This is a genomic window from Streptococcus sciuri (assembly GCF_024814375.1).
GTDB lineage: Bacteria > Bacillota > Bacilli > Lactobacillales > Streptococcaceae > Streptococcus > Streptococcus sciuri.
Map to the genome: position 1 here is coordinate 116373 of NZ_JANUXX010000002.1, position 16486 is coordinate 132858.

Sequence of the window (16486 nt, forward strand, 5' to 3'; positions counted from 1 at the left end):
TCTAGTAGCTACTTCAAAACAAAAGATAATACAGTTCATTTTATAGTCTTAAAAGACTTAAAAGGATTACTTACCTCTTCTATCCACCAAACATTTTGTTCTTTGACAGGTTATGGTATAATATTACCATCAACACCCTGTGAGGAGCTTATGAAATATACATTATTTGATGACCATATCACCCTACAATCACTGTTAAAAGACTTACGCATCATTCAAAGTGGAGGAGCTATCAAAAGTTTTTTACAAGATAATGTTGTACTGGTTAATAATGAGAAAGAAATGCGTCGCAGACGCAAATTACGACTTCTAGATACCGTCACTATTCCTGAATTAGAAACAACAATCACCATTACACAACCAAGCGACAGCGAAATCAAAGAAAGAAAAGAACTTCTTAGCGAAAAAGAAAGGGTCACAAAGATTGTTCGAAAAATAAATCAAGAAAGTAATTTCCAAAAAGTCCGAACCAACAAAAAACAAAAACCACGCTTTCCAGGAATGTAGGTTATGTTTATAGAATCAATAATTCTCCAAAATTACCGGAACTATAATAAACTAGAAGCCAACTTTTCTCCTACGCTTAATATTTTTATCGGAAAAAATGCTCAAGGAAAGACAAACTTCCTAGAAGCTATTTACTTTTTGGCACTTACAAGAAGTCACAGAACACGCTCAGATAAAGAACTGATACAATTTCAAAAAGAGTCTCTACATGTATCAGGTACTTTGGTTCGTGCAAATAGTAAGGTACCACTTGATATTTATCTCTCCAAGAATGGGCGCATAACCAAGCTCAACCACTTGAAACAGGCAAAATTGTCCGATTATGTTGGAAATATGACAGTTGTTTTATTTGCTCCCGAGGATTTGCAATTAGTCAAAGGTTCTCCTTCTTTGAGACGAAAATTTATTGATATCGATTTAGGGCAAATTAAACAACTTTATTTATCTGATTTAGCACAGTATAATCACATTCTCAAACAACGCAATAGCTACCTCAAAACTGCTGATAAGGTGAATAAGGAATATCTCTTTGTACTCGATGAACAGCTAGTCCACTACGGTAGCCGTGTCATTAAACATCGTTATCACTTTATTCAAAATCTATCAAAAAAAGCTGATAAACATCATTTTACGATTTCAAATGAACTAGAACACCTATCCATTAAATATCTTTCCTCTATTTCATTTACAACTACTGCCGAGATTGAAGAAAAATTCAAAACACAATTACTAGCTGCTCAAAAGCGTGATATATTTAAAAAAAATACAGGTGTTGGTCCACATAGGGATAACTTAGCTTTTTATATCAATGATCTGGACGCCTCATTTAGTAGTCAAGGACAACAAAGAAGTCTCGTTCTTTCACTGAAACTAGCTGAAATTGACTTAATCAAAGTAGCAACCCATGAATCACCTATCTTGTTACTTGATGATGTGATGAGCGAACTTGACCAGACTCGACAAGAAAAACTCCTACAAGCTATAAGGGATAATAATGTCCAAACTTTTATGACTACAACCAATATTAAACACTTTAAAGACTTACCACAAGGACTAAAATTATTTACTATTGACTCTGGAAATTTCCTTGATGAAAAAAATTATAATTGATAGTTATATTTACAATATATTTACGCATCAGATGCCTCCGCTGAAACTATCTCTCTAGTTTTTTTACACTTATATTGACAATAATAAAAAAGAGATTGACACCTCTTTTTTTATTATTGTACTGAATAATTCGGTGCTTCATTTGTAATTTGAACATCGTGTGGATGACTTTCTTTCAAACCAGCACCAGACATTTCAATAAATTGTGCATTTTCTCGAAGAGAATGTAAGTCAGATGCACCGACATAACCCATACCAGAGCGGATACCACCAAGCATTTGAAAAACAATATCAGCTACTGCACCTTTATAAGCAACACGTCCTTCGATTCCTTCTGGGACTAATTTATTTGCTTCGTTAACAGAACCTTGGAAATAACGATCGCTTGAGCCCTTTTTCATAGCTGCGATTGAGCCCATGCCACGGTATGTTTTAAACTTACGCCCTTGGAAAATTTCTGTTTCACCAGGTGCCTCATCTGTCCCTGCAAACATAGAACCCAACATAACAGCATTGCCACCTGCTGCTAAAGCTTTGACAATATCTCCAGAATATTTGATACCACCATCTGCAATGATTGTTTTGCCATACTCACGAGCAACACCTGCTGCATCATAAATAGCTGTAATTTGAGGAACTCCAACACCAGCAATAACACGTGTCGTACAAATAGAACCTGGACCAATACCGACCTTAACAACATCTACACCAGCTTCATAAAGAGCACGAGCACCTTCAGCTGTAGCAACATTTCCAGCAATGAGAGTTTTATCTGGAAAATAGTCACGAATTTCCGCAACTTTACGTAATACGCCAGCTGAATGACCATGTGCTGTATCGATTACAATAGCATCTGCACCAGCTTCAAAAAGTGCTTCAGCACGTTCAAACGTATCTGATGTAACGCCTACGGCTGCTGCAACTAAAAGACGTCCAAAAGCATCTTTAGCAGCATTTGGAAACTCAATAACCTTTTCAATATCCTTAATAGTAATAAGTCCTGATAAACGACCTTCTTCATCAACGAGCGGTAATTTCTCGATACGATGTTCGTGTAGAATGCGTTCAGCTGTTTCAAGGTCTGTACCTACAGGAGCTGTGATAAGATCGCTACTCGTCATATGTGCTGAGATAGGTTGATTATAATCAGAAATAAAGCGCATATCACGGTTAGTAATAATACCAACCAATTGACGATTATCTAATGTTTCAACAATGGGTACACCACTAATACGATAGCGTTGCATAAGCTCTTCTGCTTCTGAGATAGTATTATCAGGTGTTAAGAAAAATGGATCGATGATGACACCATTTTCTGAACGTTTTACCTTACGAACCTCCTCGGACTGTGCCTTGATAGACATATTTTTATGAATAACACCAAGCCCTCCAGCACGCGCAATAGCAATTGCCATTTGGCTTTCAGTAACGGTATCCATTGATGCAGTAATAATAGGAATATTCAACGTCAAATTTTTAGCAAGTTTAGTTTGCAGGTTGACTTCATTTGGAAGTACATGGCTTTCCGCAGGAATAAGCAAGACATCATCAAAAGTAAATCCTTTTTTCAAAAATTTAGTGTCCCAATTTGACATTTACAGTTCCTCTTTTCTATTTTAGTAGCAAGACCTACAAGCCTTCTCCTAAAGGTTATTGTTATTATCATATCACGCTAAAATCATTTGTCAACTACTTCTGTTTTATTTTTAAAAATGATAATTTTTTTCTATTACAGTCAGAAAATTTATAGAAATGAAAATTCTACCAACACAATTTGTTAGCAGAATGGTCAATATATTTAGAAATAGTTGATTCCCATAGCAGCTTTAACTTCTGAAAGTGTTTGACCAGCAACTTCACGCGCTACTTCACTTCCTTTTTCAAGCATATGGAATACTTCACCCATGTCTTTTGCATATTCTAAACGGCGTTTGCGAATTGGTGCCAATTCACGTTCAAGAATATCAAGTAAATAACGTTTTGTTTTAACATCACCAAGCCCTCCACGTTGATAGTGTTCTTTCATGGCTGCAATGTCAGCTTGGTCTTCTTCACGTCCGAAAATATCAAGATAATGAAAAACCATATTTCCTTCAACTTGCCCTGGATCTTCAACACGAACATGATTAGGATCTGTGTACATGCTCATTACTTTTTTACGAACAGTATCAGCATCATCAGACAAATAAATACCATTTCCAAGAGACTTAGACATTTTAGCATTACCATCTAATCCTGGTAAACGACCAGCTGCCTCATTTTTAGGAAAAATACCTTCTGGTTCAACCAAAACATCTGTTTTATAAGTGTGATTGAAACTGCGAACAATTTCACGTGTTTGTTCAATCATTGGTTTTTGGTCATTTCCAACTGGCACATAATTCGCTTTAAAAGCTGTAATATCTGCGGATTGAGAAATTGGATACACCAAAAATCCTGTTGGAATTGAACTTCCAAATCCCTTTTGCGCAATCTCTGTTTTTACAGTAGGATTACGTTCCAAACGTGCCAATGACACCAAGTTCATGTAGTACATGGTTAATTCAGCTAATTCAGGGATTTGACTTTGAATGAAAATCGTAGATTTAGCTGGGTCGATTCCTGCTGATAAGTAGTCTAATGCAACATTTCCAACCGATTCTCTAATAATTTCAGATTCTTTAGCATGGTCTGTCAAAGCTTGTTGATCTGCCAAAAAAATAAACATATCGTACTTGCCTTCATTTTGCAATAATACACGATTTTTTAAACTGCCAACGTAGTGTCCTAAGTGCAACTTACCAGTTGGACGGTCACCTGTCAAAATCACTGGTTTTGTCATAATTACTCCGTTCTTTTTATTAAAAAACTCGCACAGCTAGACTAACTATGCGAGGACGTTTCTACAACGCGGTACCACCTCAATTGAGTAGTAGTATTTACTACCCATCTCACTCTTCAAAGAATAAGCATACTAAGGAGTGCTAACCCTGAAACTTATGTATTTGTTTCACGTCAAACATCAGTCCAAAGTCATCTTGTAATTACTAACTTGCAGCACCGTTAACTCTCTATAAATTACTAGTGATAACCTATCTGAATAACGTCCTTATTTTATGTTATTTTCCATTATTTGTCAAGCTAGATAACTAGATAAGAACCTTGACGTCTTCTAAAGCTTTTGTGATAATAGAAGCAATAAGTGAGAAAGAAGATACAATGATTAAAAAATTTTTTGATTTCTTTTTGGTAACGATAGGGGCGCTGATTTCAGCTATCGGTTTTAACATTATGTTTTTACACAATCATATCGCCTCAGGGGGTGTTGGAGGGCTAGCAGTTAGCTTTGAAAAACTTTTTGATTGGACACCAGCAACTTTTGTCATGGCAAGTAATATCCCTCTTTTAATTCTCTGTTTTATTTTTTTAGGTAAAGATGTTTTTCTCAAGACCATTTATGGTTCACTGATTTATCCTATTTTTATCCAGATAACAGATAAGCTTCCCAATATCACTGATAACCATCTTTTGGCTGCTCTTTTTGGTGGGATAATTGTAGGGGCTGGACTTGGGCTTGTTTTTCTTGGTAACTCATCGACTGGAGGTACAGGCATTATCGTACAGATCCTTCACAAATATACTCCTCTTCCCTTTGGAATTGTTTTAGTGCTCATTGATGGTATTGTGGTTGGTATTGGTTTTGTTGCTTTTGATGCCGATGCTGTAATGTACTCTATTATCGCTCTTTTCACTATTTCCTATGTAGTAGAAATTATCAGTACTGGTTTTAATTCATCTAAGAATATTATGATTATCACAAAAGAAACAAAGAAAGTTCGAGATTATATCACAAATAACCTAGACCGAGGTGTTAGTCAATGGCCAATTATCGGAGGATTTACAGGTGGCACAAAAGAAATGCTGATGACAACTGTCTCTAGTTTTGAGTTTCCGCGCTTGCAAAACGAAATTCTCAAATATGATGAAACAGCCTTTATTATTGCTATGCCTGCTAGCCAAGTGATGGGACGAGGTTTTAGTCTCACAAAACACTATAATAAAACAACAGATGACTTTCTGCCACCAATGTAGCTACAATGTAGTCCATTGAAAAATCAACGTTTTTTAGATAAAATGAAAAAATGACAATAAATGAGGTGAAAAAATTTGCTAACAGTTTCTGACGTATCACTACGCTTTGGTGATCGAAAATTATTTGATGATGTTAATATTAACTTTGCAGCAGGTAATACTTATGGATTAATTGGTGCCAATGGGGCAGGAAAATCTACTTTTTTAAAAATATTATCTGGAGATATTGAACCAACGACAGGTCATATTTCTCTTGGAGTAGACGAACGATTGTCCGTCCTTCGCCAGAACCACTTTGATTACGAGGACGATCGTGCTATCGATGTCGTTATCATGGGAAATGAACATCTTTACAGTATTATGAAAGAAAAAGATGCCATTTACATGAAAGAGAATTTCTCCGATGAGGATGGAGTGCGTGCAGCTGAGCTTGAGAGTGAATTTGCCGAATTAGGTGGCTGGGAAGCTGAGAGTGAAGCCTCTCAACTTCTCCAAAACCTCAATATTCCTGAAGAACTCCACTACCAAAATATGAGTGAATTGACCAATAGCGATAAGGTGAAGGTTCTCTTAGCCAAAGCCCTCTTTGGTAAACCTGATGTTCTTCTTCTTGATGAGCCAACTAACGGTCTTGACATCCAATCTATCACTTGGCTAGAGGACTTCCTCATTGATTTTGACAATACTGTCATCGTTGTATCCCACGACCGCCACTTCTTGAACAAGGTTTGCACTCACATGGCTGACCTTGACTTTGGAAAAATCAAACTCTATGTCGGAAATTACGATTTCTGGAAAGAATCTAGCGAACTGGCTGCCAAACTTCAAGCAGATCGTAATGCCAAAGCAGAGGAAAAAATTAAGCAACTCCAAGAATTTGTTGCCCGCTTCTCAGCTAATGCCTCAAAATCAAGACAAGCTACTTCTCGTAAAAAAATGTTAGATAAAATTGAACTAGAAGAAATCGTACCTTCCAGCCGAAAGTATCCTTTCATCAATTTCAAGGCAGAACGGGAAATTGGAAACGACCTACTGACCGTTGAAAACCTCTCTGTGACTGTCGAGGGTGAAAAGATTTTGGATAATATCAGCTTTATTCTACGTCCAGGTGATAAAACGGCCTTTATCGGTCAAAATGACCTCCAGACTACAGCTCTAATTCGAGCAATTATGGGCGATATTGACTATAAAGGAACAGTTAAGTGGGGCGTGACAACCAGTCGTTCTTACTTACCAAAAGACAATAGCCATGATTTTGCTACAGATGAATCTGTTATTGAATGGTTACGTCAATTTGCAAGTAAAGAGGAAGATGACGACACCTTTCTTCGTGGTTTCCTCGGTCGCATGCTCTTTTCAGGAGATGAAGTTAACAAAGCTGTAAACGTCCTCTCTGGGGGAGAAAAAGTACGTGTCATGCTTTCCAAACTCATGCTTCTCAAATCAAATGTTCTTATTCTTGACGATCCAACAAATCACTTAGATTTAGAATCTATCTCTAGTCTAAACGATGGCCTTAAGGACTTTAAAGAATCTATTATCTTTGCTAGCCATGACCACGAGTTTATTCAAACTCTTGCCAATCACATCATTGTCATCTCAAAAAATGGTGTTATTGACCGTATTGATGAGACTTACGATGATTTTTTGGACAATGCAGAAGTTCAAGCTAAAGTAGCAGAACTTTGGAAATCTTAGTAAACATTCAACAAGTCTGAAGCACTATAGGCTTCAGACTTACCTATTTATCGCCCTAGATAAGGAGTGACTATGGCATTCTTAAAAAAATATCACAATAGCTTTTATTACTTGTGCAGTTTTCTCCTACCTTTAACGATTCTAGCCTTCATTTTGTTTACACAAAATATCTATTGGAATAGTCCTACAACTATTTTAGCCAGCGATGGTTTTCATCAGTATGTGATTTTCGCTCAAAATCTACGTAATATTTTACATGGGCAAGACAGCCTTTTCTATACTTTTACAAGTGGACTTGGATTAAACTTCTATGCTCTTATCAGTTACTATCTAGGAAGTTTTTTATCACCTTTTGTTTATTTCTTTAATCTTGAGACAATGCCAGATGCCATCTATCTGTTTACTTTACTAAAAGTTGGACTAATGGGAACCTCTAGCTTTTATATGCTCTCAAACATTTATACTAAACTGTATAAACCTTTTGCTCTAGCACTCTCCCTATCCTATAGTTTGATGAGCTTTGCAATGAGCCAAATCGAGATTAACATGTGGTTGGATGCTTTTATACTAGCACCACTGATTATTTTAGGGCTACATCATCTGATTGAAAAGCAAGAAATCACTCTTTACTATCTGACACTTTCCATTTTATTCATCCAAAATTATTACCTAGGGTTTATGATGGCTCTTTTTCTCGTACTCTATAGCATCGCCTTTCTCAGTCGACTGACTTCTTGGAAAATGCGCCTACTTAACTTTGTACGTTTTGGATTTATATCAATACTTGCTACACTAACTAGCTGTGTTATGTTACTACCAACTTATCTCGACTTGTCAACACATGGTGAAGAATTGACAAAGTTGACAAATCTCTTTACAGAGAATAGTTGGTATCTTGATTTTTTTGCTAAAAATCTAGTTGGTAGCTACGATACAACTAAATTTGGAGCTATTCCCACAATCTATGTGGGCTTATTTCCTCTATTTTTAACAACTATCTTCTTTACTTTGAAGCAAATAAACTGGAAAGTACGTCTTTTCTACGCTTGTTTGTTTGCTCTTTTAATAGCGAGTTTCTATCTACAACCACTGGATTTATTTTGGCAAGGTATGCATGCTCCAAATATGTTTTTACATCGCTATGCTTGGCTATTCTCACTGCTAATGATTATCATATCTGGAGAGACATTAACCTATTTGCAAAATAGTCAACTGAGACGCTCTCTTTTAGGAATAACCATTCTTATTATAGGTTTTATCTCTACTTTTATAGCTAAAAAGCACTACCCTTTTTTGACAAATTACCTCTTTATATTTACTCTAGTCTTTACACTCGTTTACACTCTACTCATTATCAGTTGGAAAAAAAATTGGTTCACTAGAGTAATATTTGCATCCTTTACCTTACTTTTTACCATTTTAGAAATGACCTTTAACACGCATGCTCAACTCACAGGTATCAAAGATGAATGGGTCTTTCCAACAAGAGAAGGGTACAACAAACAGCTAATAGATATAACCAAGCTTGTTTCTATAAGTAAGAAAAGAACGAGGTATTTTTTTCGAACTGAGAGAAATCTTCCTCAAACAGGAAATGATAGTATGAAATTTGGGTACAATGGAATATCACAATTCTCATCTATTCGCAACAGACTCTCTAGCAGAGTACTTGATCGGCTAGGCTATAAATCAATTGGAACTAATCTCAATCTTCGCTATCAAAACAACACTATAATTGCTGATAGTTTGTTTGGTATCAAATATTTACTAGTCTCAGAAAATACACCAAATAACTATGGATTCTCACTTATAAGTTCTGGAGAAACAGTAAAACTCTATGAAAATCACAATGCTAGTCAGCTTGCTATTCTAACGAATAGTATTTACAAAGATGTCAAATTCACTGTCAATACACTTGACAACCAAACAGCTCTTCTCAATCAACTAACTGGACTTAGTGAAAGATATTTTTCTCGTCTACCATCTCAATTAACAAGCGGAGCTAGTCAACTAGACAAAACAGTTACCACTCAACAAGTAAATAACGGCACAGCTTCTGTCACCTATACATTCAAGACAACAGCAAAAAGTCAGGTTTACCTCAGTATGCCAAATCTTCTCTTTTCAAATACGAATCAAAAAAATATTGCCATAGCCATCAACGGAAAAACGATTCATTATACAACAGACGATGCCTACTCTTTCTTTGATTTAGGAGAATTTGATGCCAATGAGAATATCACAGCTACTATTAATTTTCCAGAAAATCAACGCGTCAGTTTCCAAGAACCTCACTTTTATGGATTAAATCTTGCCAATTACCAAAAGGCAATGGATATCATAAACCAAAAAGATGTCTCTGTCAGCACTCATTATAATCAAGTTATAACACATTATAGTTCTAATAAAACAAGCTCTCTCTTTTTTACTTTGCCATACGATGATGGATGGTTCGCTGAAATTGATGGTAAAAAAGCAACCATACGTAAAGGACAAGATGGCTTAATGGTTATTGATGTTCCTAAAGGAAAACACAAGGTTACACTTACCTTTATACCAAACGGACTCATAATAGGAATGGAACTCTCTTTTCTTGGTATTAGCCTGTTTCTTTGTCTCCTTTACGCTAAAACAAAAAGAAAGAAACAGTAAAAAGAGACAACAGATTTCCTGTCTCTTTTTCTCTTTATAGTGAGATAGTAATCATGAAAAAAGAGATGTTACTCAGAACATCTCTTAATTGTCTTATCACTCCGACAGTAGGACTCGAACCTACGACATCATGATTAACAGTCATGCGCTACTACCAACTGAGCTATGCCGGATAAATAAAAAACTGCCTAGCAGTTTTACCATAGTCCGTACGGGATTCGAACCCGTGTTACCGCCGTGAAAAGGCGGTGTCTTAACCCCTTGACCAACGGACCTAAAGAGGAAACTGTCCTCACTACTCATATTATTATATCAGAAAAAAAAAATTTGTCCAGCACTTTTCCAAAAAATTTTTCGTTCTGTTTATTACAGAATACTCTTTTGAGAGAAAACTAGTATACCTTCAACTAACCAGTATTTTTATCCAAACTTTCTATCCTATAATTGACACTAACTATCATTTTTGTTAAAATAGTGGTGTTTTGGTTCCATAGCTCAGCTGGATAGAGCATTCGCCTTCTAAGCGAACGGTCGCAGGTTCGAATCCTGCTGGAATCATTCTTGTTGTCCGCTATTTATGATATGGGCTACCTTGCTGAATCATAAAAGCACGATAAATTTGTTCAATAAGCACAAGTCGCATTAACTGATGAGGCAGTGTCATTTTTCCAAAGCTTACCAGTTGGTGAGCTTTTTTCTTAATGATAGAAGACAAGCCAAGACTCCCACCGATAATGAAAGTCAATGTAGAATAACCATTTAATGTGGCGTTTGCCAATATCTGACTAAAGGTTTCAGAAGGAAGTTCTTCTCCTTCAATAGCGAGAACTATAACGTACTCTCGATCGGATATTTTCGATAAAACACGCTCAGCCTCCCTTGTCATGATGGCATCTTTTTCAACTTGGCTAGCGTTATCTGATATTTTTTCATCTGCTACCTCAATTAGTTCTAACTTAGTAAAGCGACTCAAACGTTTACTATATTCTGCGATACCTTCTTTGAGATATTTTTCTTTTAATTTTCCTACAGTAATCATTTTTACTTTCATGTCTCCATTTTACCATATAAACAAGAAATAAACATCTTTTTCCACAAGTAAAAAAGACTTTGCTTGTTTAAAAAGATGATTTTTAAGCGGAAAAATTCCATAAAAATTTATTATCCACAGACTGTGGATAACTTTTTTAAAACCTTTAAGGTCTAATTAAGTCTACTGATATATTGTTTAATAAACATGAATTGACGAAGGAGTTTTCGTATGAAATTTATCACAACATTTTTCAAAAGTTGGGGAAAATGGTTGATTGTTATTGTCATCGGATTTATCGGTGGTACCTTAGGGACGATTATCATATCACAAACCCCTCTAGTTTCTAATTTAAACGCTAACTCAACAACAGTAGCTGGTAAAGTAGTCTATGATAATTCAAATAGTACTACAAAAGCGGTGAAAAAAGTTCAAGGAGCTGTTGTTTCTGTCATTAATTACCAAAAAACACAAAATTCAAACTCTGATATATCTGACTTGTACGGACAACTTTTTGGCAATGATGGTCAAAGTGACCAAGATAATAATTCGAGTTCTGATACATCAGATAATGGTTTAACTGTTTATGGTGAAGGGTCTGGTGTCATCTACAAGAAAGATGGTGAAACAGCTTATCTCGTTACAAATAATCACGTTATTGATGGCGCTCAACAAATTGAGATCCAACTTTCTGACGGAACGAAAGTTGTTGGGGAGCTAGTTGGTGCTGATACCTACTCTGACCTTGCTGTTGTTAAGATTAAATCAAATAAAGTAAAAAATATCACAGTTGCAGAATTCGCCAACTCTTCCACCATTAAGGTAGGTGAAACGGCTATTGCAATCGGAAGTCCTCTCGGTACTGACTATGCTAACTCTGTCACACAAGGTATCGTCTCAAGCCTTAGCCGAACTGTTACAACAACTAACGACAGTGGACAAACTATTTCAACGAATGCTATCCAAACAGATGCTGCTATCAACCCAGGGAATTCTGGTGGACCTCTCATCAATATTGAAGGGCAAGTTATCGGCATCAACTCAAGTAAAATTTCAAGTACTTCTTCATCAAGTCTTTCAAACGGTAATTCTGTTGAAGGAATGGGATTTGCGATTCCTTCAAACGATGTCGTGAAGATTATTAATCAACTTGAAAAAAATGGTCAAGTGACACGTCCTGCCCTAGGCATTTCAATGACTGATCTCAGCAGTTTGTCAACTAGTGCTATTAGTCAGCTTAATATCCCAACAAGTGTTACAAATGGTGTCGTAGTAGCTTCGGTACAATCTGATATGCCTGCCAGTGGCAAGCTTGAAAAATACGATGTCATTACTGAGATTGATGGAGAAGCAGTCACCTCAACAAGTGATTTACAAAGCCTACTCTACGGTCATAACATTGGAGATACCATTAAAGTAACTTTCTATCGCGAAACAACTAAGAAAACTGTTGAAATTAAACTGACAAAATCAAGCAAAGATTTGACTTCAAGTTCTTCTAGTGAGTGATTTTCTTCTAGTGAATTGAACAGAGATATAGTACAATATTAGCGAGTTCATCTCGCAAAAAAGGTTGAGAGTTCTCAACCTTTTTATATATTATTTAATGACTGGAACAATTTATGACTAAAGACACATTAACAATTATTGCAATCAAAGACATCAGCTCCAATCCTTATCAACCTAGGCTTCACTTTAATCAGAAAGAACTAGAAGAGTTAGCTCTCTCTATTGAGCAAAATGGAATTATCCAACCAATTATTGTACGTCCATCAGACATCTTTGGCTATGAGTTAGTAGCAGGAGAACGTCGACTCAGAGCAGCAAAATTAGCTAACTTAACAGAAATTCCAGCTATTATAAAACGGCTTGATAATACGCAGAGTATGCAACAAGCAATTATCGAAAATTTACAACGTAGCGATCTTGACCCAATAGAAGAAGCACTAGCTTATCAGCAACTTATCAGTAAAAAAGAACTAACACATGAAGAATTAGCTCAATTTATGGGAAAATCACGTCCTTATATCACCAACAGCCTAAGACTTTTGCAACTTCCAAAAATAATTCAATCAGGGCTAAGAAATGGCAATATCAATACAGGGCAAGCAAGACTTCTTTTGACCGTAAAAGGAGAACATTCACAGATTGAGTGGTATCAAAAAGTTCTTAAACAACAACTAACTGTTCGTCAGCTTGAAAAACGACTAAAGAAAAAAGTACTCGTTCCAAAAGAAAAGAAAGATATTTTTACCAAGCATCAAGAGCACACTTTAGCAGAAAAGTTGGGACTTGAGGTAAAAATTCATTCACAAAAAGACGGATCAGGAACGCTCAGTATCACATATAACAACCTAGATGATTTAAACAGAGTTATAAACAGTTTTAAATAAACTGTTTATAACTTCTTTTTTTATTTTTGGTTATCCACAAGCAAAAAAGGGCAAAAAGGCTTTCATTTCTTGAAAGGAAATGTTTTTCACAGTTTGTGGATAAGTATGTAAACAGCTGTGCTTTTCTTTTATCCACAGTTTAAAAATTCTCTATTCTTTTAAGTTACTTTTTGATGACAATTTAAAGTTTCTACTTCATATGTATTACTTTAAAAATGGATAAATAAGCCTTTTATAGAGAAAATGTTGAAAATCTTTCTTTTTTTATCCTGTGGAAAACTATGTGAACTTATGGTACAATAAAAAGAGCAAAATTATCCACAAGAGGACTGCCTATGACTGAAAATGAACAGTTATTCTGGAAGCGAGTACTAGAGTTAGCTCAAGATGAATTAAAACAAGCTGCCTATGATTATTTTGTTGCCGATGCTCGTCTGATTAGTATTGAAAACCAAATTGCTACTATCTACTTAGACGAAGTGAAACAAATGTTTTGGCGTCAAAATTTAAAATCTGTGATTCTAACAGCAGGTTTTGAAATCTTCAACGTTGAGATTCAGTGTCGCTTTACCTTTGAAGAACCAAAAACTCAAATCTTACAACAAGAAAGAGAGGAAAAATTGGTTCAAAAAACTACTGAAATAACACATCTAGCGCCCGTTATCTCTAACATTGACGATAAATACAGTTTTGACAACTTCGTTCAAGGTGAGGGCAATAAATGGGCAAAAGCAGCAGCTATAGCTGTTGCTAGCTCTCCTGGAACCATTTATAATCCGCTCTTTATCTATGGTGGACCTGGTCTTGGCAAAACACATCTGTTAAACGCCATTGGCAATGAAATCTTAAAAGATCGCCCAAATGCTAGAGTCCGCTATATATCTGCTGAAACATTCATCAATGAATTTCTAAAAAGCTTACAAACTGGTAAAAAAGAGGAGATGAAAGAGAGTTTTCGGACACTTGATGTATTGTTAATTGATGATATTCAATCAATGGGGACTTCGAAAATGAAAGCTACACAAGAAGAATTTTTTAACACTTTCAATGTCCTTCATAGTAATAATAAGCAAATTGTTCTGACGAGTGACCGTATTCCTGAACAATTAAATGGGCTTGAAAAACGTTTAGTCACGCGCTTTAATTGGGGGTTGACTGTTGATATCACTCCTCCAGATTATGAAACACGTGTTGCCATTTTGACAAATAAAATCCAAGAACTCCCCTATGATTTCAAACAAAATACCGTTGAATATTTAGCAAATCAATTTAGTGCTAATGTTCGTGATTTAGAAGGTGCCCTTAAAGATATCGATCTTGTTGCACGCTTTAAACACGTAGATACTGTTACGGTTGAGATTGCAGCAGAAGCCATTCGAGCACGTAAAAATGACAGTCCTAAAATGAATGTTGTCTCAATTGATGACATCCAAGAACAGGTTGGAAAATTTTATGGCGTTACAATCAAAGAAATCAAAGCAACCAAACGTACACAAGATATTGTTCTAGCACGTCAAGTAGCAATGTATCTTGCGCGTGAAATGACAGACAATAGTTTGCCTAAAATCGGAAAATCCTTTGGTGGGCGTGATCACTCGACTGTTCTCCACGCTTATAATAAAATCAAAAATATGCTATCTCAAGATGACAATCTACGCATTGAGTTGGAAACCATAAAAACAAAAATTCATTAACTTGTGGAAAGAAGCTCTTTTTATTACAAGTTATCCACAAGTTGTGAACAACTCTTTTTGCTTGTTACGTCATCGTTTAACCTCATTTTCCACTTTATCCACAGTCCCTACTGCTACTACTAACTATAATATTTATCTATAAAGGAGTTATTATGTTAAAATTTTCTATCAACAAATCTCTTTTTCTCCAAGCTTTACTAGCAACAAAACGTGCTATTGATTCAAAAAATGCTATTCCTGTTTTATCTAGCCTAAAGCTTAATGTTAGCGCCTCAGCTATTACTTTAACAGGCTCTAATGGACAAATTTCTATTGAAAATACGATTCCTACAAGTGACGAAAATGCAGGTCTCCTTATTACTTCACCTGGTGCCATTTTACTCGAAGCAAGTTTCTTTATTAATGTCGTCTCTAGTCTTCCAGATGTGATTATTGATTTAGAAGAAATCGAACATCATCAAATTGTCTTAAAAAGTGGAAAATCAGAAATCACCCTTAAAGGAAAAGATGTAGAACAATATCCTCATCTTCAAGAAGTTAATACAAGTAATCCATTGATTTTAGAAACAAAATTACTTAAAACCTTGATTGCAGAGACAGCCTTTGCTGCTAGTCAGCAAGAAAGTCGTCCAATTTTAACTGGTGTACATATGGTCTTATCTAATCAAGAGTTTAAAGCTGTAGCAACAGATTCTCACCGTATGAGCCAACGTAAGTTACATTTAGAGGATAGTACTACAGAGTTTGATGTGGTACTTCCAAGTCGCTCTCTTCGTGAATTCTCTACTGTTTTTAGCGATAATATCAAAACTGTTGAGATTTATCTGTCTGATAGTCAAGTTTTGTTTAAGAGCGATCATATCAGTTTTTACACACGTATGTTGGAAGGTACTTATCCAGATACTGATCGTCTCTTGACGACTCAGTTTGAAACAGAGGTTATCTTTAAAACAGAATCTCTTCGCCATGCGATGGAACGTGCTTTTCTGATTTCTAATGCGACACAAAATGGAACTGTTCGTTTAGAGGTAAAGGCTGAAAAAGTATCTGCTCACGTAAACTCTCCAGAAGTTGGTAGGGTCAACGAAGAGTTAGAGAGTGTGAGTCAGTCTGGAAGTGATTTGACTATCAGTTTTAATCCTACTTATCTGATTGATGCACTAAAGGCACTCAAAAGTGAATCGGTTACTATACGCTTTATTTCCCCAGTCCGTCCTTTTACCCTAACACCTACTGAGGATGTTGAGAACTTCGTTCAATTAATTACACCTGTTAGAACCAGCTAAAAAAGCTGATACTATCAGTTTTTTTAGAATTATTTGTTAGAAGTA

The 16486-nt window shown here is 35.9% G+C and carries 12 protein-coding genes and 3 tRNA genes; 10 read left to right on the forward strand and 5 right to left on the reverse strand.

Annotated features, from left to right (window positions below; all coding sequences use genetic code 11):
• The first annotated feature begins 150 nt into the window (after positions 1-150).
• Positions 151-507 carry an RNA-binding S4 domain-containing protein gene (locus NXS10_RS03120; protein WP_259137557.1) on the forward strand — a complete coding sequence of 119 codons (357 nt, stop codon included), beginning with the start codon at positions 151-153 and terminating at the stop codon, positions 505-507.
• 3 nt (positions 508-510) lie between these two features.
• Positions 511-1617 carry a DNA replication/repair protein RecF gene (gene recF / locus NXS10_RS03125; protein WP_259137559.1) on the forward strand — a complete coding sequence of 369 codons (1107 nt, stop codon included), beginning with the start codon at positions 511-513 and terminating at the stop codon, positions 1615-1617.
• A gap of 113 nt (positions 1618-1730) precedes the next feature.
• Here recF and guaB read toward each other — a convergent pair whose 3' ends face one another.
• Together guaB and trpS are read right to left on the reverse strand one after the other, a co-directional pair.
• The gene (gene guaB, locus NXS10_RS03130) at positions 1731-3212 is read right to left on the reverse strand and encodes an IMP dehydrogenase (protein WP_259137562.1); all 1482 of its coding nucleotides are present in this window, start codon (positions 3210-3212) and stop codon (positions 1731-1733) included.
• A gap of 203 nt (positions 3213-3415) precedes the next feature.
• Positions 3416-4438, reverse strand: a complete 1023-nt coding sequence (gene trpS / locus NXS10_RS03135; protein WP_259137564.1) for a tryptophan--tRNA ligase — start codon at positions 4436-4438, stop codon at positions 3416-3418.
• A 377-nt stretch (positions 4439-4815) separates the two neighbouring features.
• On the opposite strand from trpS, the gene NXS10_RS03140 reads away from it, so the two are divergent.
• From NXS10_RS03140 to NXS10_RS03150, 3 genes are all read left to right on the forward strand, one after another.
• Entirely contained in the window at positions 4816-5688 is an 873-nt protein-coding gene (locus NXS10_RS03140; protein ID WP_259137566.1) for a YitT family protein, read from the forward strand.
• Between the two features lie 75 nt (positions 5689-5763).
• Positions 5764-7386 carry an ATP-binding cassette domain-containing protein gene (locus NXS10_RS03145; protein ID WP_259137568.1) on the forward strand — a complete coding sequence of 541 codons (1623 nt, stop codon included), beginning with the start codon at positions 5764-5766 and terminating at the stop codon, positions 7384-7386.
• A 72-nt stretch (positions 7387-7458) separates the two neighbouring features.
• Positions 7459-10038, forward strand: a complete 2580-nt coding sequence (locus NXS10_RS03150; protein WP_259137570.1) for a YfhO family protein — start codon at positions 7459-7461, stop codon at positions 10036-10038.
• A 99-nt stretch (positions 10039-10137) separates the two neighbouring features.
• Here the strand turns inward: NXS10_RS03150 and NXS10_RS03155 are convergent.
• A tRNA-Asn gene (locus tag NXS10_RS03155) sits at positions 10138-10211 on the reverse strand.
• 30 nt (positions 10212-10241) lie between these two features.
• Positions 10242-10313 (reverse strand) — tRNA-Glu (locus NXS10_RS03160).
• A 209-nt stretch (positions 10314-10522) separates the two neighbouring features.
• On the opposite strand from NXS10_RS03160, the gene NXS10_RS03165 reads away from it, so the two are divergent.
• Positions 10523-10596: transfer RNA gene (locus NXS10_RS03165), tRNA-Arg, on the forward strand.
• A 13-nt stretch (positions 10597-10609) separates the two neighbouring features.
• Here the strand turns inward: NXS10_RS03165 and rlmH are convergent.
• Positions 10610-11089 (reverse strand): 23S rRNA (pseudouridine(1915)-N(3))-methyltransferase RlmH, encoded by a 480-nt coding sequence (rlmH, locus tag NXS10_RS03170; RefSeq protein WP_259137572.1) that lies wholly within the window; start codon positions 11087-11089, stop codon positions 10610-10612.
• A 210-nt stretch (positions 11090-11299) separates the two neighbouring features.
• On the opposite strand from rlmH, the gene NXS10_RS03175 reads away from it, so the two are divergent.
• From NXS10_RS03175 to dnaN, 4 genes are all read left to right on the forward strand, one after another.
• The gene (locus NXS10_RS03175) at positions 11300-12577 is read left to right on the forward strand and encodes a S1C family serine protease (protein WP_259137575.1); all 1278 of its coding nucleotides are present in this window, start codon (positions 11300-11302) and stop codon (positions 12575-12577) included.
• Positions 12578-12690: 113 nt separating this feature from the next.
• Positions 12691-13461 (forward strand): ParB/RepB/Spo0J family partition protein, encoded by a 771-nt coding sequence (locus tag NXS10_RS03180; RefSeq protein ID WP_259137578.1) that lies wholly within the window; start codon positions 12691-12693, stop codon positions 13459-13461.
• Positions 13462-13796: 335 nt separating this feature from the next.
• On the forward strand, positions 13797-15155 hold the full coding sequence (gene dnaA, locus NXS10_RS03185; RefSeq protein ID WP_259137580.1) for a chromosomal replication initiator protein DnaA: 1359 nt from the start codon (positions 13797-13799) through the stop codon (positions 15153-15155).
• 152 nt (positions 15156-15307) lie between these two features.
• On the forward strand, positions 15308-16441 hold the full coding sequence (gene dnaN, locus NXS10_RS03190) for a DNA polymerase III subunit beta (protein WP_259137582.1): 1134 nt from the start codon (positions 15308-15310) through the stop codon (positions 16439-16441).
• Positions 16442-16486: the final 45 nt, after the last annotated feature.